20 protein-coding genes and 1 pseudogene are annotated in these 18,558 nt (G+C 43.2%); 17 read left to right on the top strand and 4 right to left on the bottom strand.

The genetic code is table 11. The features are described from left to right. Positions 1-10 precede the first annotated feature (10 nt). The 8 genes from tilS to R2I63_RS02290 all read left to right on the top strand — a co-directional run bounded on the left by tilS (position 11) and on the right by R2I63_RS02290 (position 8,042). Positions 11-1,228, top strand: a complete 1,218-nt coding sequence (gene tilS, locus R2I63_RS02325) for a tRNA lysidine(34) synthetase TilS (RefSeq protein WP_316358400.1) — start codon at positions 11-13, stop codon at positions 1,226-1,228. A 191-nt stretch (positions 1,229-1,419) separates the two neighbouring features. Further along, on the top strand, positions 1,420-4,176 hold the full coding sequence (ftsH, locus tag R2I63_RS02320; protein ID WP_445083665.1) for an ATP-dependent zinc metalloprotease FtsH: 2,757 nt from the start codon (positions 1,420-1,422) through the stop codon (positions 4,174-4,176). Between the two features lie 230 nt (positions 4,177-4,406). Then, positions 4,407-5,345, top strand: coding sequence for an opioid growth factor receptor-related protein (locus R2I63_RS02315; RefSeq protein ID WP_316358397.1), 939 nt, complete (start codon positions 4,407-4,409; stop codon positions 5,343-5,345). A 34-nt stretch (positions 5,346-5,379) separates the two neighbouring features. Then, positions 5,380-5,649: a hypothetical protein gene (locus R2I63_RS02310; RefSeq protein WP_316358395.1), complete on the top strand. Its 270-nt coding sequence runs from the start codon at positions 5,380-5,382 to the stop codon at positions 5,647-5,649. Positions 5,650-5,901: 252 nt separating this feature from the next. Next, a complete protein-coding gene (locus tag R2I63_RS02305; protein WP_316358394.1) occupies positions 5,902-6,531 on the top strand; it encodes a hypothetical protein in 630 nt (209 codons plus the stop codon). 56 nt (positions 6,532-6,587) lie between these two features. After that, the gene (locus R2I63_RS02300) at positions 6,588-7,097 is read left to right on the top strand and encodes a helix-turn-helix domain-containing protein (protein WP_316356171.1); all 510 of its coding nucleotides are present in this window, start codon (positions 6,588-6,590) and stop codon (positions 7,095-7,097) included. A gap of 8 nt (positions 7,098-7,105) precedes the next feature. Then, entirely contained in the window at positions 7,106-7,645 is a 540-nt protein-coding gene (locus R2I63_RS02295; RefSeq protein WP_316355518.1) for an IS630 family transposase, read from the top strand. Between the two features lie 4 nt (positions 7,646-7,649). Then, positions 7,650-8,042, top strand: a complete 393-nt coding sequence (locus R2I63_RS02290) for an opioid growth factor receptor-related protein (protein ID WP_316359710.1) — start codon at positions 7,650-7,652, stop codon at positions 8,040-8,042. A 71-nt stretch (positions 8,043-8,113) separates the two neighbouring features. Here R2I63_RS02290 and pnp read toward each other — a convergent pair whose 3' ends face one another. After that, entirely contained in the window at positions 8,114-10,231 is a 2,118-nt protein-coding gene (gene pnp, locus R2I63_RS02285) for a polyribonucleotide nucleotidyltransferase (protein ID WP_316358393.1), read from the bottom strand. Between the two features lie 115 nt (positions 10,232-10,346). Continuing rightward, the gene (rpsO, locus tag R2I63_RS02280) at positions 10,347-10,616 is read right to left on the bottom strand and encodes a 30S ribosomal protein S15 (protein WP_316358390.1); all 270 of its coding nucleotides are present in this window, start codon (positions 10,614-10,616) and stop codon (positions 10,347-10,349) included. A gap of 167 nt (positions 10,617-10,783) precedes the next feature. Between rpsO and tadA the strand changes: the two genes are divergently transcribed. Together tadA and R2I63_RS02270 are read left to right on the top strand one after the other, a co-directional pair. Further along, on the top strand, positions 10,784-11,275 hold the full coding sequence (gene tadA / locus R2I63_RS02275; protein ID WP_445083654.1) for a tRNA adenosine(34) deaminase TadA: 492 nt from the start codon (positions 10,784-10,786) through the stop codon (positions 11,273-11,275). Next, positions 11,247-11,477, top strand: coding sequence for a hypothetical protein (locus R2I63_RS02270; RefSeq protein WP_316358385.1), 231 nt, complete (start codon positions 11,247-11,249; stop codon positions 11,475-11,477). The genes tadA and R2I63_RS02270 overlap by 29 nt, the downstream gene beginning before the upstream one ends. 157 nt (positions 11,478-11,634) lie before the next feature. Here R2I63_RS02270 and R2I63_RS02265 read toward each other — a convergent pair whose 3' ends face one another. Next, positions 11,635-12,546 (bottom strand): rhomboid family intramembrane serine protease, encoded by a 912-nt coding sequence (locus R2I63_RS02265; RefSeq protein WP_316358382.1) that lies wholly within the window; start codon positions 12,544-12,546, stop codon positions 11,635-11,637. 112 nt (positions 12,547-12,658) lie between these two features. On the opposite strand from R2I63_RS02265, the gene R2I63_RS02260 reads away from it, so the two are divergent. From R2I63_RS02260 to ffh, 4 genes are read left to right on the top strand one after another with little or no spacing between them, the layout of a single operon-like run. After that, positions 12,659-13,018, top strand: coding sequence for a type B 50S ribosomal protein L31 (locus tag R2I63_RS02260; RefSeq protein WP_316358380.1), 360 nt, complete (start codon positions 12,659-12,661; stop codon positions 13,016-13,018). A 2-nt stretch (positions 13,019-13,020) separates the two neighbouring features. Next, entirely contained in the window at positions 13,021-14,085 is a 1,065-nt protein-coding gene (gene prfA / locus R2I63_RS02255) for a peptide chain release factor 1 (RefSeq protein ID WP_316358376.1), read from the top strand. After that, entirely contained in the window at positions 14,078-14,920 is an 843-nt protein-coding gene (gene prmC / locus R2I63_RS02250; protein ID WP_316358374.1) for a peptide chain release factor N(5)-glutamine methyltransferase, read from the top strand. Before prfA ends, prmC begins: the two co-directional genes overlap by 8 nt. A gap of 25 nt (positions 14,921-14,945) precedes the next feature. Next, the gene (gene ffh, locus R2I63_RS02245; protein WP_316358372.1) at positions 14,946-16,313 is read left to right on the top strand and encodes a signal recognition particle protein; all 1,368 of its coding nucleotides are present in this window, start codon (positions 14,946-14,948) and stop codon (positions 16,311-16,313) included. Between the two features lie 146 nt (positions 16,314-16,459). Here ffh and R2I63_RS02240 read toward each other — a convergent pair whose 3' ends face one another. Further along, a complete protein-coding gene (locus R2I63_RS02240; protein WP_316358369.1) occupies positions 16,460-16,978 on the bottom strand; it encodes a cupin domain-containing protein in 519 nt (172 codons plus the stop codon). 170 nt (positions 16,979-17,148) lie between these two features. Between R2I63_RS02240 and rpsP the strand changes: the two genes are divergently transcribed. The 3 genes and pseudogenes from rpsP to rplS all read left to right on the top strand — a co-directional run. Beyond that, positions 17,149-17,469 (top strand): 30S ribosomal protein S16, encoded by a 321-nt coding sequence (gene rpsP, locus R2I63_RS02235; protein ID WP_316358368.1) that lies wholly within the window; start codon positions 17,149-17,151, stop codon positions 17,467-17,469. An 8-nt stretch (positions 17,470-17,477) separates the two neighbouring features. Continuing rightward, positions 17,478-18,167 (top strand): tRNA (guanosine(37)-N1)-methyltransferase TrmD, encoded by a 690-nt coding sequence (trmD, locus tag R2I63_RS02230; protein WP_316358367.1) that lies wholly within the window; start codon positions 17,478-17,480, stop codon positions 18,165-18,167. A 3-nt stretch (positions 18,168-18,170) separates the two neighbouring features. Further along, positions 18,171-18,515, top strand: a pseudogene (rplS, locus tag R2I63_RS02225) (50S ribosomal protein L19); the annotation flags it as partial. Between the last annotated feature and the right edge of the window lie 43 nt (positions 18,516-18,558).

The following is an 18,558-nucleotide window of genomic DNA, read 5'->3' as shown; positions in this document are numbered from 1 at the left end:
AATTCCTTTTTTGTCGAAAGAAGCGATGTACGCTCGTATTGTAAAAGATTTTCTAACGCTCCGGTTAAAAAAGGGAGCGACTCTTCTTCTAGGGCTTTCAGGAGGTCCAGATTCTATGGCGTTGCTTCATTTTCTGATGGAGGCTAAAAAGGAACTCGACTTTTCCCTACATGTAGCTCACGTAGATCATGGATGGCGCGAAGAGAGTGGGAGAGAGGCAGAGGCACTTCGCCAGATTGCTGAGTCCCATTCACTTCCTTTTTATCTCCATCGATTGGAAGAGATGGAAGGAGGCGATCTTGAAAATCGCTCTCGAAACGAAAGATTGAATTTTTTTCGCACTCTTCATTCAAAGCATCATTATCAAGCCCTTCTTCTAGCTCACCATAGTAGTGATCAAGCTGAAACAGTATTCAAACGGGTTGCAGAAGGGGCTGGGTTAAGAGGGCTTGGAGGCCTGTATACTGAACGGTCTATTGAAAATCTTTCCATATGGAGACCTCTCCTTTCCTTAAAAAAGGAAGACCTTTTGGCTTACCTTCACAAGAAGAAGCTTTACTACTTTGAAGACTCCACGAATCGAGATCCAAAATACCTCCGTTCCAGGATGAGAGAAACACTTTTTCCAACTCTAGAAGAGATTTTTGGAAAGAGAATGGAGGGGAATTTTGCGAGAATTGGAAAAATGTGCCAAGAACTTTCCGACTATTTTGAAGAGAAAGGGGGAGAGATTGAGAAAAAACTCATTTACGGTCCTTTTGGAGCTTACCTTGAGTTAGAACAGGGAATTCATCCTGTCGAGCTCAAGTATTACTTAAAGGGGACGGCTCCCTTTTCGCACGATGCTCTTGAAGTTCTCATGAAACTTATCAGGGAACGTCGCTGTTCTCGCCTGATTCAGGCGGGGAGTATAACTTTTCAAGTGACTCGATCGCACCTATTCATCTATCAGAATCCCTTTCCTGACTTTTTTGAAAAAAGTGAACTTTGGACAGAAGGAGAAAATGGAGACTGGAGAGAGTTTTGGCAGGGAAAGATTAAAATTGAAGAGGGTGTTTCTTTAAAAAGGCTTTCGGAGATTCAGCCGCTTCTTAAAAGAAAATTGAAGAAGTGGTTTGCCGCACAGCATGTACCTTCCTTCTTTTATGATAAGGCCCCAATTTTTACGAAAGGGGGTAAGGTTGTGGGAGATAGCCTTACCGGGAAAAACCTAACCATTTTACTGTGAATTATTTATATAATTCTACACAGAAAAAGGAAAATAATTTAAAATAAGAGGACTGCTAAAGCTTGGTGCTGAGGCATTTTTGTAATTAACGAAACTTTTTAGGTTGCTAAGGAATTTCCATGTCAGTAATAAAAAAAATTAAAGGGCCGAAGAAAGATTTTCGGTCTCTCAAGAATACATTTAAGAAGCGTATGGATCAGCCTGAAAAACCACAAGAACCAAGGAAACGTTTTCCTGGTGGGTTCTTATTATTTCTATTGGCCGCCATCTTGATCATTCTGACAGTACAAAACCTGTCGAGTGATAAAGGGGGAAAGGTTTCGTTTAGCCACCAGGTGGAGCACTTGGTCAATCTCGATTTAATTCATAAAGATGATAGTCGAAAGATTGCCCAAAATGACAACCTAGTAACCTTTACGGGGAAATTTAAGGAGCGCCTTAGTGACGACTCTAAGGCTCGCTATCGCTATCTCGAACTCCTCAATGAAAATCATGAGCTCACTGAAAGAAAAGACGAACTATCTAATAATCTTTCTTCATTGCAGCAAAATGTTCGGGAAGCAGCTGAGCGCTTTATTATTTTGAGTGGCACACCTATCCCTAAGGGGGGATTTAGCGTTGTCAGCTCTTTTCATGATACTCAAGAGAGACAGAACAGCGTTGTCATTTATTCTCTTCCTGAAAAAAGGAAGATAAACCTAACCGATTTGCAAGCAGAGTATCGTGCCGTTTCTCAATCTCCGTCAACTGATCCGGTCAGAGGATTTGGCGAGCATGTTGAAAAACTTATCCAAAGTTATAAATCTCCAACACTAGGTATTGGAAGTGAAGCGATGAAACAAGAACTTCGCTCTGCTGAAGCCAAAGTTGGAACGGCACTTAAAAGCAATAAGACGATTGAAGAGGCGCTAGCAGCCTATCAGTCGGGTCTTGTCACCCTGAATCAGATCACCCTGAATCTTTTAAAATCTGAAAACCATGTTTCTCTATTGGAATTGCGAAGCGTTCGAAACTACATGGTGGATCTTAACCAGTACCAAGAGACCTTTGTTGCGCTAGATAATAATGAAGCGCAGCTGAATAAAGCACGGCAAAGCGTTTCTGATGTGACGTGGTTCTTCAATAATAAGGAGCTGTCAACGAAAGCGTTAGAAAGGCAGAGTCCTGAGGCATTTTCCCTTTGGTTTACTCAGGGGAAGAAAGAGTGGGAAGCGTTTGCTGGTGCTGGGAACATGGGGACTCTTTTCAAAGCGCCTGATCAGCCGCGTAATCTTGTGCTAGAAAAAACGTTTAAGAGTCAGGAACCTTCACCAAATTATTTAAGTTATATTTTCTTGACGATCTTTCCAATCGTCATTGTCCTTCTTGTTTTATACTTCATTTTTTCAAGACAAATGAAGGGAATGGGGTCAGGTGGTGCAATGAACTTTGGAAAATCCCCAGCAAAGATGCTCAACAAGAGCATGCACAAAGTGACTTTTAAGGATGTTGCAGGAGTTGAGGAGGCTAAAGAAGAGCTTCATGAAGTTGTTGATTTTCTGAAAGATCCTTCAAAATTCACCGCACTCGGTGCTCGCATTCCTAAAGGAGTTTTATTAGTTGGTCCTCCAGGAACAGGGAAAACCTTAATTGCGAAAGCGGTAGCTGGAGAGGCAGATCGTCCTTTCTTCTCCATTTCAGGTTCTGATTTTGTTGAGATGTTTGTGGGTGTGGGTGCCAGTAGAATTCGGGATCTCTTTGGCCAAGCAAAGAAGAATGCTCCTTGTATTGTCTTTATTGATGAGATTGATGCTGTAGGGCGTCACCGGGGTGCTGGGATCGGTGGTGGACATGATGAAAGAGAACAGACTTTGAACCAACTGCTTGTTGAGATGGATGGATTTGACACCAATGAAGGAGTCATCTTAATGGCTGCAACAAACCGTCCAGATGTTCTTGATAAGGCGTTGCTTAGACCTGGTCGTTTCGACCGGAATGTTATTCTTGATCTTCCCGATATTAAGGGGCGTTTTGAGATATTAAAGGTCCATGCGAGAAAAATTAAGCTCGATGTGGATGTTGAGCTTATGGATGTAGCTAGGGCAACTCCTGGATCTTCAGGTGCGGATCTGATGAATGTTTTAAACGAAGCCGCTTTGCTTGCAGCACGCAAAGGGCGCAGTGCTGTGACCCATCAAGATACACTAGATGCATGCGATAAAGTGAAATATGGAAAAGAAAGACGCAGCTTAGAGCTCGATGAAAAAGAAAAAATTCACACCGCCTTTCATGAATCAGGGCATGCTGTTGTTGGTCTCACCGTTGAGAGAGGAGACCCCATTGAAAAAGTTACAATCATTCCGCGAGGTTTCTCGCTTGGAGCGACCCATTTTGTTCCAGAGAAGAATAAAGTTAGCTACTGGAGAAAAGAACTCATTGATCGCCTTGCTGTTTTGATGGGAGGGCGTGTTGCAGAGGATCTCTTTGTTGGGGATATTTCAAGTGGTGCTCAGATGGATATCTCGCAAGCCACTAAACTTGCAAGGAGCATGGTGTGCCAGTGGGGAATGAATTCAGCTCTTGGCCCTGTTGCTTACGACGAGCGGTCTGAAGAGGGGAGCTATGCAATGCCAGGTCAGTCTTCCAAGAATTATTCTGAGGAGACAGCAAAGCAAATTGACTCAGAAGTGCGTAGCCTTCTTGAAGAAGCCAATGCTTTTGCAAACAAGATTCTTGATGAAAAAAAGGACAAAGTTCAGCTCATGACCGATATGCTCATTGAGTTCGAATCCTTGGATAAAGAAGATGTTCATGCGATTATGGATGGTAGTTGGGATATGGAGAAGAAGCGCGAAAAGCTCAAAGCAATGGTCGAAGCTCATCGCAAGGTTCCACCACCACCGCCTTCAGATGATGAAACGGAGTCCAAACAAGGAGAAGGCCTAGGACCTACGCCGCAGGGGGTTTAGGCAGTATTGTCTAACAATCACAATTTACCAAATTCTTAGGTGTTAAATAACTCAATATCAAAAAATTGGTTTTTATTTCATTCTGAGGTATTCTCTTTGCCAAATTAAAGGTATTTGATATGGAGAGAAATTCAAACGTTTACTTTCACGCAGGACTGCAGGTCGCAAGTGTAACGTGCTATCTTTTGCTTGCAGGGGAGTCTTAAGGTTACTGTTCATTCACATCTATTGTGACGGCAACAGCCCTTCAATATATCCGATCGAATCAGATTAATGATAAGAACGAGCATTTCATTTGCAAACCTGCAATGGTCTTTATTGCCGTAGGGTGTCTTTTTAGCCGGACGGGGATAAAAGTATGGGGGCTCTCACTGGCCTATTTTGCAACCGTTTTTGAAGTGATTCATTACCACCGACCTAAAGATGTAACACTGCCTCCTTCTCCGAAAAGAGCAGAACCTGTGCGAGAAATTCCGAGTCCTCGCACTCCTCCTATTGTGGTTAGAAAGCTAAAACCCAAAAACTCTCCAAACAAAGACTGGGCTAAGATGAGAGCACAAACGCATACGCTGCAAGTTTTGAATTTATATCGTGGCAAGATTAGTTTGGGCGGTTATTCCTTTGCAAGAATCCTCGCTCTTGAAGAGGCTAGGCTTGAAATAAATCCAGCTGTTATTCACTGGCTATTCCTTGCGGAAATTAGAATTAGGCAGTCAGGAAAAGTGCCAATGATTACCGACGAGTTGATTGAGGAGTTCACAAAGGATTCTGTCCTGCAAGAGAAGCAGAAAGCGGCACTAATTCTGATATTAAATCACTTTGGTTTGAAGCTTGATGAAAACGATACGATTGTCAAGAATCCTGAAAATTTTGAGGCTAAGAAGAAACATCTTTCAGGTCATAACTTCCATAGGATCACCTGCATCCTTTCAAGTCTGTTTTATTTTGGTCGGGAAGGTCTTGCGCAGTCACTTTATGATTGTCTTGATGGCCTTAACCAAGAGGGTCAAATAGAAGTAGAGGCTTTTCTAGTTGACTGCTGGCAGCCAGCTAAAAGTGGAGACATGCCTAAACTAGAAGCAGACCCTCGCCTTCTTTTCCCACCCGAGCCTATGAGGTTTCCCGTTCCTGTGAGGCACGATGATCCTCCAAGACAAGAATGGGTGTAAGAGTTGAGGTGCTTAGTTCTATTCAGGGACAAAAATGGTAAGTGGGCGCAGTATCGATGATGCGACTTCTCTAGTTTGGGAGAATACCCTAGAAATCATTGAATATATGCATTGGATTTTCCCGGTTGAAGATAGAAGAGCCCCTGCTATTGGCCGCCCAACATTAGATGCAGCGACGATTGAGAGATTTAGAGTAGATGGGTCTCTTCGAGAGAAACAGCGCGCAGCATCACTCCACCTTCTGACTCTCTTTAGATTGGAGTTAAACGCAGCCAGAAAAATTGTAAAAACTGATGCATTTTAGGGGAGCAAACCTAATATCGGGTATGCATATAAGACTCACGGGACATTCAACCGCATTAGTCCAAGCTTGAAAGCGCTTGGCAACGAAGACTTAGCCAGTGCTCTAGATACTTTTATACGCAGCCTCAGTATTGCAGGATTGATGAGTATTGTCGGTTAAGAGCCTGTATTGAGTCTTTAACACCCTTAATATCAACAAATTGATTTATATTCTTTTCTTTGCTATCCTCTCCCTCAAAAATACGGAAAAGGTATGTCACAAGAATCAAAAATTTATTATCATGCAGGAGCCCAGGCGGCGAGTCTGGCTTTCTATTTTTTACTTTCAGGGAAGTCTCAAGGCTATTGTTCCTTTACGTCTGCTGTGACAGCAACAGCTCTTCAGTATTTTCGTTCGAATCAAATCAATGATCAGCAAGAGCATTTTATCTGCAAGCCTGCGATGGTCTTCATTGCTGTAGGATGTCTATTTAGCCGAACAGGGGTTAAGATAGGTGGGCTCTCCCTTGCTTATTTTGCGACCTCTTTTGAAACGATACACTACCACAGACCCAAAAGAATAGACCTTCCCCCTTCCCTAGTTAGGAAGGGAGCGCAGAACCATGAGCCGGAACCCATCACCTCAAAACCAGCGAGAATCCCCTTCAGGTTTCCTAGATCGTTTAGTTTAACTGGTATTTTTAGAGAGGAAAAGAGCTCTGTAGGGGAACCTGAAAAGGCCCGAGCCTTTCTTGCATTCTATCGCAATGAAGAAAAGGGGAAGAATGGGTTCTTGATTGATGGCATTTTAAATTTTAAAGAATCTGAAGTTGAAAGACATCACAATTTTATTCAATTTTTATTTCCCACCTATCAACGTAGTAATACTATTCGTAAAAAATAAAGTCATAAATTTAATTGGTCTTTTCATGTAAGCTGTTTGAGTTTAACAGGAGGTGAGTGTTGAGAGGAAGAAAGGCCGCTCAGATAAAAGGACTTGATCAGTACGATTTCGATAAGCTTGCTAAAACAGAGGGGAGTCCAAGAGAAAGGAGACGGTTTCTGGCATTTGCCCATCTCCAAGAAGGGAAGACGTTTACAGAAACAGCAGCCTTTGTACGGGTGAAACTCAGGTCTTTGATGAGGTGGATCAAGAGATTTAGAACGGAAGGTTTCGAAGGGTTAAAAGATAAGCCGGGTAGAGGTAAGAAGCCATTGATACCTCTAGAAAATCAAGCTGCATTCAGGCAAGCTGTTTTAGAGCTGCAAGAGAAGAAAGTAGGTGGACGTATCAAAGGGAGAGACATTTTGGAATTGATGAAAACAAAATATGGAGTCGACCCATCTTTGAAGACGGTATACAATACATTGAAAAGGGCTGACCTCGTCTGGATCTCGGGTCGATCAATTCACCCCAAGGCAGACTTAGAAGCCCAAGAGACTTTTAAAAAAACTTCTCAGAAAAAGTAGTTGAGGCATTGCCAGCAGGAGTAGAAATAGAGTCTGTTGATATTTGGTTCCAAGATGAGGCTAGAGTGGGGCAAAGAGGCACTGTAACCCGTACATGGGCCAATAAAGGAACACGTCCTCGGCTCGCACGTCAGCAGCAATTTGAATACGCTTACATATTTGGAGCTATTTGCCCCGTCAGAGATGAAGCTGTAGGCCTTGTAATGCCAGCTGTAAATACAGAAGCAATGCTTGTGCATCTTGAGCACATTTCCATGAAGATTCCTGAAGGAAGGCATGCAGTTATTGTGCTGGATAGAGCTGCTTGGCATACAACAAAGCGACTTAAAAGGTTTAGCAACATAAGCCTTCTACCGCTTCCTCCGGTTTCTCCAGAGTTGAATCCAACAGAACAAGTATGGCAAACGCTTCGAGATGAACATCTAGCGAATCGCTGTTATGAAGATTATGATGCGATTACGATGGCCTGCTGCGATGCATGGAATGCATTTGTTGACACTCCAACCAGAGTGAGAAGGCTCTGCTCAAGACCGTGGGCTATTTTATGACGTTATTTTTTACGAATGGTATAACTATTGTAGTTATGCCCCTCTTCTTAATGCAGAAATTGTTCAGGCTTTTTTGACTGATTCTTCTCTGCGTGCAAAGCAGCAAGAGGCCTTAGCTCTCATGGCTGATCACTATGGGTTAAAGCTTGATCTTCATGCGGGTAAGGTTTCGATAAATCCTAGTACTTTCGCCGCCAAGCAACAGAATTTTTTTATCAATGGAGCGCATAATCTATCGAGGATTACACGTATCCTCTCTAGCTTAACATCCCTTGGTCAGCCCGATCTTGCCGTTGAGTTTTATAGTTGCTTAAAGGGACTTTCCGAGGGCCCTATACCAAAACTCAAGAAAACTCTAGATCAATATTGGTTTTCTGTTGTGAGTCCTTATCTATAAAAACACCCCAGATTTCTCTAGGGTTATGATTGTATTTCTAATGCTCCCTTTGGAAAAGGGAGCATTAGTAGTTATTTTGCAGCAGGTGCTTCAAGAAGAGCCTTGCGGCTAAGGCGGATCTTTCCATTGCGATCAATTTCAAGGACTTTCACCTCAATTTCATCACCTTCTTTGAAATAATCATCAATATTATTGACGCGCTCATGAGCAATTTCTGAGATGTGGCAAAGCCCTTGAACATTTAGAAAAGCGACGAAGAGACCGAAGTCTTTAACCGTGACAACTTTTCCTTTGTAGGTCTTACCGATTTCAGCTTCTGCTGTAAGATCGTGGACGATTTGGCGTGCTCTAGCCATTCCCTCGGCAGAGTTAGATGCAATGCTCACATAGCCATCATCATCGATATTGATATCGACACCTGTTTCTTCAACAATTGCGCGGATCTGCTTTCCTCCAGGGCCAATGATCGTACCAATTTGGCTTGGTTTGACCTTAATGGTTTCAATTCGCGGTGCATACTGAGACAAGTCATCTTTCGATTTTGGGCAGGCTTCAAGCATCTTATTGAGGATGTGAACACGTCCTTCTTTAGCTTGAGCAAGAGCAACTTTCATGATTTGTTTGTTGATACCTTCAACCTTAATATCTAGTTGGAAGGCTGTAATTCCCTTCTCATCACCAGCAATTTTAAAGTCCATATCACCAAGAGCATCTTCCATTCCTAGGATGTCAGAAAGAATTGCGTAGTTTTCATCCTCGAGAATTAATCCCATTGCAATCCCTGCGATTGGGCGTTTGATGGGGACACCAGCTTCCATCATGGATAGGCAACCACCACAAACAGCTGCCATTGAAGAGGAGCCGTTAGATTCGGTGGTATTAGATTCAAGACGAATAGTGTAGGGAAACGAATCTTTCTTAGGGATAATTGATTGAAGAGAGCGTTCCGCAAGCTTTCCATGCCCTATTTCTCGCCTTCCTGGAGAGCCCATTCGTCCTACTTCACCTACTGAGTAAGGAGGAAAGGAGTACTGAAGGTAAAAGTTACGAAGGCCATCTGAATAATCAAGGGTTTCGTAACGTTGTCCCATCGACTCACCGCCGAGAGTACAGACAGAAATCGATTGCGTTTCACCACGAGTAAAGAGTGTACTACCATGGGTTCTTGGGAGGAGTCCCATTTCAACCCAAATTTGACGCACTTCAGAGGTGCCTCGTCCGTCACACCGCTTCTTTTCCTTAAGAACCATTTGCCGCATGTGGTGGGCTGTGACTTTTTTCATTGCCATTGAAACTTCAAAGGGCTTGTATTTAGCACCTTCTTCAGGAAGGAGTGCTTCTTTAACTGTTTCACGGATGGCTGCTAGAGAATCTTCACGGACTTGCTTTTCAACAATACGAATGGCATCTTGCAGTGGAGCTTCCATGATTGCATTTACGTCTTCTTTCAGCCCTTCAGGAAGGAATCTGAGATCTGCACGGTTTTTCTCTTTTCCAACAACCTGTTGCCATTCCGAAAGTTTTTGGCAGATCGTCTTAATTGCTTCATGGCCTTCATCGATCGAGTCCATGATTTGGTCTTCGTTTAAGAAATCGCAATAGCCTTCAATCATTAAGATTGCGTCTTCTGTACCAGCTAAGAGTAGGTCGAGCACAGAGCTCTCTATTTCTTCGTTAGTCGGATTGATAACGAATCTTCCTTCAATCATGCCGACGCGGACTGCAGCAATGGGTTTAATAAAGGGAATTTCAGAAATAACAAGTGCGGCCGCTGCTGCACAAATTGCTAGAGGTTCTGTTGGATTAACGCCATCATAAGAGAGAACCTTGGTGATCACTTGGGTGTCATTGTAGTATCCCTCTTCAAACATCGGGCGAATTGGTCTGTCAGTGAGGCGACAGGTGAGAACTTCTTTCTCACTCGGCCTTCCTTCTCGTTTGATGAAGCCACCGAGGGTTTTTCCTGCTGAGGAGAACTTTTCTTGGTAATCAACTTTTAGGGGGAGGAAGTCCACCTCATCAAGTGGTGCTCCCATACAAGCGGTTGAGAGGAGCATTGTGTCCCCAGAGCGGATCATGACAGATCCTCCTGCTTGGCGGGCGATTTTCCCTGTTTCGAAAGAGATTTCCTTTCCGCCTACTGAGACGGTAATCGATTGAGTTTCGAGCTTTTGCTGTTTTGATTCCATGGGACTCCTATTGCTGGGTGAGGATCGAGTTTATCAGGAAGATATAATAGATGCAAGAAAGGAAATTTCTAAAAAACCCCAGGGGATGGCTCTCCTAGGGCTTAAGTTTAAGATTTTACTTACGAAGATTCAGACGATTAATGAGCATTTGATAGCGCTTGGTATCCGTTGAATTTAAGTAATCAAGAAGCTTACGTCGTTGGCCGACTAGCTTGAGAAGGGCAAGCCGAGAGGCGTGATCCTTCGGAGCGAGCTTTAAATGGTCTGTAAGCTCTGTGATTCTTTCAGTAAGGATGGCAATCTGTACATCAGCTGAGCCAGTATCCTTCTCGTGAAGTTGAAACTTCTTAGTAATTTCTTCTTTAGTACCTTTATCTAAAGACATTTATTTATACTCCCGATATAGACATTATTGTTAGACAGGACTTAGACATAAATTCATCATATGACGGCCTTTATTGTATCAAGGGTGGATATATATTTCAAGCCATCGGTTGTTCAAATTATCTTTTGCCTTCACGGTCAATCTCTTTTGGGTTATGATGCTACTATATGGATAAAAAAAAATTTGACACAAAGATGATGGAAAAAGCGCTTAAGGAAGCTCAAAAAGCCTACGATCTAGACGAAGTCCCTGTTGGTGCAGTCCTCACGCGTCATGGAGAAATCCTTTCCAGAGCTTATAATCAAATGGAAGGGCGGAGAGACCCTTCTGCTCACGCTGAGCTTCTCTGCATTCGAGAGGGAGCGCAGCTCCTAGGGGATTGGCGTCTCCTAGAGACCACCCTTTATACAACCCTAGAACCTTGTCTTATGTGCGCAGGGGCCCTTCTGCTGGCTCGTGTTGGGCGTATTGTCTATGGAGCGCCAGACCTGCGCCATGGAGCTCATGGAAGCTATCTAAATGTTTTTGAGAAGAAACATCCGACCCACACCACTCAGATAGAAGGGGGGCTTCTCGAAGCCCAATCTGCCAAACTAATGAGAAATTTTTTTAAACAGCAAAGGAAAAAAAATGAAGCAGCAGCTGGAAGCGCTCTTTAATGAGCTCATCGATTTTCAAGAAAAGAAGCTCCTGAGCTATGCAGCCACAATTATTCCGAATATTACAACTGATGATATCCTCCAACCCAATGACTATCCTGAGCTTGAAAAGCACCCCTTTTTCCGATATGAAGAAGGGGTGCTTAAAGGGCTTCATTCTGCAAAAATGGCAGTTTTATCCCAGCAGAAAGAGATGCACTAGATCGTATCGTCAAATAATCTTTGTTGCGAGTGGCCTTTATATGAGCAAAATTCAAGGCGCTCGACAGAAAGAGCCCCAAGTGGGCTCTTGAAGCAGGGCAATGCAGAAGCTTTTCATAGGAAAGTCAAAAGCAACATAGAGTATTTGACGACACTATCTAGGATCTGCCGCGGGAGATGCGCCACATGCGGAATCGCTCGCGCACTGTAAGGGAGCTTTTCCCTTTCCGAGAAATTTTATCGAGGCATGCATCCATGAACTCGTCGTCCTGGATGATGATTCTTCCTGTCTTGAAATCGTAAACTTTTGAAGCCTGTATTTCGATATCAACGACCTTTTTAAAGCGCGCTCGCATCTTTCGTTTGAAATAGATGATGCGTTTTTCCATCCCGTGTAGACGATAGAACGGCCCAAGGATTTCCCAGACAAGCACAGAATAAAAGTACCCGTAGAGCATAGCTCCAAGGGTTACGAAGAATGAGAGGAAGCTCCCATTAGAGAAATCAAGAAAGAGGTTTACACCAATCAGGCCAAAAACAAGCCACTTTGCGCGGATAGGTAAGAGTAAAAAGAGCATAATGTTGGCTTCAGGAAAGAGAAATGCCCATCCAATAAGTAGAATATAGATGGATGTTGTCGCGCCTGCAAAGGGGAGCGGAGATCCAAAAAGAAATAAACACATGTAGGCGATCAGGCCAACAAAAAGGGCTCCACCAAAATAGAGACCGATAAAGTGTTTTTCTCCACGGGACTGAATAAGAGAAGAGCCAATTGCCCATAGCAAATAGAGGTCAAAAAAGACGTGGAGGATAAGGGCCATGGAAATCCCTCCACCAGCAAGAGGCTGGATGAAGAGGTAAGAGATAAATTGCCAAATAAAAAAATTGTGAACGCCCCATGTTGTTAGGCTGAGTAGATGTTGAGGGCTGTGGGTGTGAAAAACTTGTGTAAAAAGAGCGTTTGAAATGAGCGAGAAAAAACTCAAAATAAGTGTTGCAATAATTGTCCATTTGATAATTTTTGGGGTAGCCCTAGGACCTAAACGAAATGCTTGAGAGTTGTTCATCATGCCCAAAGACTACCATATCCATGAATAAAAAATCAGTTTTTATGTTGTTTTTTATCTTCAAAAGAGGTTTAATCTTCAGGAAAAACGACGATTGATATCAAAGGAATTTTCAATGAAGAAAGAAGGCCATCCTCCCTACCAGAACATCCTATTTGTAGATACAGCTACTGGACATAAATTTGTTTGTGGAAGCACCTTGCAACCCAAGGAAACCGATACTTACGAGGGAAAAGAATACCCAGTCTATAAAGTACCCATTTCTTCTGCTTCTCACCCTTTCTTTACTGGAAGTCAACAGTTTGTTGACTCTGAAGGACGCGTTGATAAGTTTAAGAAGCGCTACAGCCGAAAACCTCAAGCAGCAAAGCAAGCTCAAGACAAGGAGCAAGAAGAGCAGGGAAAGAAAAAACCTGCTGCTAAGAAAACTGCTGCTAAGAAAACTGCAACGAAAAAAACTCCTCCTAAGGAGTAATTTTGGAACAGAAACTGCAGGGGCTCTTGGGCCGTTTTGAAGAGGTTGAAGCCGCCTTGGGCACTCCCGACATTCATTCGGATCAAAAGAGATTTAGAGAACTCTCACAAGAGCACTCTTACTTATCGGAGCTCAAGGATGTTTATGAGCAGTTTCAAACCAGTAAGAAAGATCTTGAGGATAATCGGAATCTCCTAAAAGAGGAAAAAGACCCTGAGTTTACCGAAGTCATTCGTGAAGAAATTGAGAGTCTTGAGGCAAAAGTAACAAGCCTCCAAGCCAGAATCGAAACCCTTCTCGTTCCCCCTGATCCTAATGACCATGCCAACATAATCATGGAGATTCGTGCAGGGACAGGAGGCGATGAAGCGGCAATCTTTGTAGGGGATTGTGTTCGCATGTATCGCCTCTTTGCTGATAAGATGGGGTGGAAATATGAAACCCTTTCTCTTGCAGATTCTGAAGCAGGGGGATACAAAGAATATGTTATCTCTCTCACTGGAAAAAATGTTCATCGCCACCTTCAATACGAAGCAGGAACGCACCGCGTTCAACGGGTTCCTGTAACTGAGACACAGGGAAGGGTGCATACCTCAGCAATCACAGTTGCTGTTTTAATGGAGCCTACTGAAGAAGAAAAAATTGTAATTGATGAGAGTGAGCTCAAAATTGATACATACCGCGCGTCAGGAGCTGGCGGGCAACACGTCAATACAACCGATTCCGCAGTGCGGATCACGCATGTTCCTTCAGGTGTTGTTGTTTACTGCCAAGAAGAACGCTCACAGCATAAGAATAAAGAAAAAGCCCTTCGGGTTCTTGTGGCTAAGCTTGCTGAAGAACAGCGGCGCAAGCTGCACGAAGAGCGGGCATCCCTTCGTTCGAGTCAAGTGGGCACAGGCGATCGCTCTGGGAGGATTCGCACCTATAACTATTCTCAAAATCGGGTGACCGATCACCGTGTTAACTTGACCCTTTATAAGCTTGATCAAATCGTAGAAGGGGACTTGTCTGAAGTGACCGAAGCGCTTATTGGTCATTTCTATCAGGAAAAGCTTCATGCGTAATATTCGCGAACTCATTAAGCTTTCCACGGACTTCCTAGAAAAGAAAGGCGTTTCTAATGCACGGCGCGTGGCTGAAGAGCTTCTTGCAGTCCTGCTTAATCAAAAACGATTAGAACTCTATTTTGATTACGATGCACCCGTTGAAGAACATGAGGTTGCGCAGTACCGCAAGTGGATTAAGCGGAAAGGGGACAAAGAGCCTTTAGCGTACATTCTAGGAGAAGTGGAGTTTTTGGGTCTTTCCCTTAAAGTGAACTCAGAAACCCTTATTCCGAGACAGGAAACAGAAATTCTTGCTGACCAAGTGGTAAAGTCTCTTTCTAAGGAACCTTGTGTTGTTTGGGATCTTTGTACGGGGAGTGGGTGCCTTGGGCTTGCAATTAAGAATAAACGCGCAGACTGCACGGTAACTCTTTCAGATATTTCCGTAGAGGCGCTTGTGGTTGCAAGGGAAAATGCGCTTCTAAACGAGCTTGCTGTTGAAATACTTGAGGGAGACCTACTAGTTCCTTTTAAAGGAAAGAAATGTGATGTTTTAGTCTGCAACCCTCCTTATATTACTCAAGATGAATATGAGGGATTAGAAGATGAAGTGCGCCTCTATGAACCCAAACGAGCCTTAGTAGGCGGAATTGATTTCTATAAGCGGCTGTCTCTGGAACTTCCGTCTTATCTTAATCCAGGCGCAAAACTTTTTTTTGAAATAGGGGCGGGCCAAGGCGGTGCTCTTTATGCTCTATTTAACCAAAGTCATTGGAAACAAAAGCGGTGTGAAAAAGATTGGGCAGATCATGATCGCTTCTTTTTCCTTGAATATCACCCGAAAACAGAGTAAAATAGATTCTTTTAAGGAGTACTGAATGTTTGGTGGTATCACAGAAAAATTTCAAAATGTTTTCTCAGCCTTAGCTTCAAAGAAAAAGTTAACGGATGAGAACATTTCTGATGCGGTGAGAGAGGTCCGCATGGCTCTTCTCGATGCCGATGTGAACTATACCGTTGCAAAAAACTTTATTAAACGGGTCAAAGAAAAAGCACTGGGGGAAGAGGTTCTTAAATCTGTTGGTGCTGGTGATCTCTTTACAAAAATCGTCCATGATGAGCTAAAAGCTTTAATGGGGGAAGATGAGGCGGAGCTTGATATTGGGCGCTGTCCATCCGTTATTTTAATGTGCGGTCTTCAGGGGTCTGGAAAGACGACTCAGTCTGCAAAACTTGCGCTCTATCTGAAAAAACAAAATAAGAAAGTTCTCATCGCAGCTTGTGATTTACAACGTCCCGCTGCCATCGACCAATTAGAAACTCTCGGTACTCAGATAGAAGTTCCTATTTACGCCGATCGAGACCAAAAGAACGCTGTTAAGGTGGCCAAAAACGCCTTAGACCGTGCTAAAAAAGAGGCTTTTGACGTTCTTATTATTGATACTGCTGGACGCCTTCATATCGATGAAGAGCTCATGAAAGAGCTAGAAAAGATAAAGGGAGTAGTTGGCCCTCATGAAATCCTCTTTGTTGCGAACGCCGCAACAGGGCAAGATGCGGTAAAGACCGCTGCCGACTTTGATAGTCGCATCGCAATCACTGGAACAATCCTCACTATGCTTGATGGAAATACGCGTGCTGGTGCTGCAATTTCTATTCGAGAAGTGACGGGCAAGCCGCTTAAGTTTGAAGGGATCGGGGAAAAAGTGACCGACCTTCAACTTTTTAATCCTCAATCAATGGCCGATCGGATCCTTGGGATGGGAGATGTCATCAACCTTGTGAAGAAAGCTCAAGAGCATGTTGATGAGGAAGAAGCCCAGAAGATGGAAAAGAAGCTCCGTAAAGCGACCTTTACCTTCGATGATTTTCTTAAACAGATGCGATCCATTAAAAAAATGGGCTCTCTAAAAGGTCTTCTTTCCATGGTTCCTGGATTCAATAAGATGGGTGGGGACTTTGATATGTCCGATAAGGAGCTCTCGAAGATTGAAGCGATTATCCTCTCTATGACACCTAATGAACGCATTGGATTAGATGAACTCCTTCCTCCGCGTCGTCGTCGGGTTGCAAGTGGAAGTGGCACCTCTATTGACGATGTCAACCGGATGATCAAAAGCTTCAAAAGAATCAAGCAGATGATGAAAAAGATGCCTGGCATGAAAAAGAAATTCATGAATGATCCTCAGATGAAAGATCAACTTAGTGCTCTTAAAGGGCAATCCTCATCTCTTTTTCTTAAGTAATCCTTTTGAGAGCAGCTTTCGACCTTCTAGAAGCTGTCTGTTTTCCATGAGCCTTTTTCTTACACAAAGCCTAAAGAAAGTGTTATAGGTAGCGACTAACAGGTAAGGGCTATCTCGCGTCTGCTACACGCGCGATCTGTCAATTTTTATTGATTATGAGTATTTGTGTATTTAATTTTACTATGAAACGTATCAAAGCTTTTACTGTGGTAACTCGCTAGTACTAAGTAGGTTTCAGCGGTGAAATCGATCCAGTGCTCAACGTCCTTAGGAATAAAAAAGCGGGCGCCCGGTTTTAGAATCAATTTTTGGTGACCCTCTCTTAGCACAAAGTATAAGATTAAACCGCCATCAAGTAAAAAGTGCACTTCATTCCCAGGGTTAATGTGTGATTGCATACTTGCTATAGCTCGGGCATTTTGCTTGTCAAATTGAATTTTAGCAATTTTTGTGGGGATTAGCTCGAGGCTGGTGCAGTAAGATCTGTCGACTTTGTCTAAAGATTGAAAAACATCCTGATCTTTGTGGGTCTTTAATCCAGTCTGTAGATACGTGTGTAAAGCTTTATTAACATTAAACTTTGAGATGCTGACTGGATGAAGAAAATCGTTTATTCTATCTAATCCAACAGTGTTTTTTTTGTTTGAGTCGGTTAATATTGCCATCAGGACTCATCCTGTATTAATCGATTTTTTTTCTATATTTTTTTCAAAAATTGAACGGATTTTTTGATAAAATTAGAAATTGGAAGGGCCACGGTGGTTTTTAATACCATTTTTTTCGGGTATGGTTTATGATGGACAGTCTTACAATTTGTGAATTGGAGTTTACATAGATGGCACTAAAGATTCGCCTAAGACAACAGGGCCGAACCAATAGATTGACTTATCGCTTAGTTGTTGCAGATTCTCGCTCTCCAAGAGATGGGAAATACGTTGAAAACCTCGGGCATTATGATCCTCATCATGAAGAGGGGAAAGATGCTGTAGTTAAAGAAGATCGCATCCAGTTTTGGGTTGATAATGGAGCTGAGCTAACTGAAAAAGCACATGCTTTAATTGCTCGAAAAGCTCCCGGGGTGATCAAGAGTATTCGTGATCGAGAGCTTGCAAAAGTGAAAAAGCGTAGCGAGAAGCGCAAAGCGAAAAAGAAGTAGTTTTTTCGATGCGCTACGATATCCTGTCCCTCTTTCCGGACTATTTTGAAGGCCCCTTTGATGTCAGTATGATTAAAAGAGGACGGGAAAAGGGGTTGTTGGAGATTAACCTTGTGAATATGAGGGATTTTTCTTCAGGAAGATATCAGCAAATCGATGATCGTCCGTACGGAGGTGGACCAGGAATGGTCCTAATGGCAGAACCTGTCACAAAGGCTGTGCGAAGTGTTAAGAAAGAAGATTCCCATGTGGTCTATCTGACCCCTCAGGGAAAACCTCTCACTGCTAAACGGTGTGGGGAACTGGCCAAAAAACCACATTTGATTGTTGTATGCGGCCATTATGAGGGGATCGATGAGCGCGCAATTGAGAGCGAAGTCGATGAAGAGATTAGCATTGGGGATTATGTACTTACGAGTGGCGCCCCGGCTGCCATTGTCCTAGTTGATAGTGTCTCCCGCTTTATTCCGGGAGTGATTGGAAACGAAGAGGCAGCGCAGCAAGACTCTTTTGAAAATGGGATGTTTGATTGTCCGGTTTATACCCGGCCTCCTATTTTTGAAGGAAGAGAGGTTCCTGAGGTTTTAAAAAACGGGAATCATGCTGAAATTAAGGCTTGGCGAGAAATGCAGGCGCAAAAGAAAACAAAGCGGGTTCGACCCGACTTAAAAACTAGAATATCTAATCAGGAGAAATGAATCATGAGCCGCGATGCGCTACTTGAGGAAATTGAAACCAGTCAACTTAAGGCAGACATCCCCCATTTTAATGTCGGCGACACGATCAAAGTTCACATCCGTATTATCGAAGGGGAAAAAGAAAGAATCCAGGTTTTTGCTGGAACTGTAATTGCTCGAAAAGGCTCGGGTATTTCTGAAACTTTTTCGATGTACCGAGTCGCTTACGGCGCTGGAATGGAGCGGGTATTCCCACTACACAGCCCCCGAATTGCTAAGATTGAAGTTGTTCGATTAGGAAAAGTGAGACGAGCAAAACTTTATTACCTCCGCGGAACTGCTGGAAAAGCAGCGAAGGTTAAGGAAAAGATTGGGCGGAAAAAGGACAAAAAAAGTCCAGCTCTTATAGAAG

This window comes from Candidatus Neptunochlamydia sp. REUL1 (assembly GCF_963457595.1).
Taxonomy (GTDB): Bacteria; Chlamydiota; Chlamydiia; order Chlamydiales; family Simkaniaceae; genus Neptunichlamydia.
This window is presented reverse-complemented; position numbering and strand designations above follow the sequence as displayed.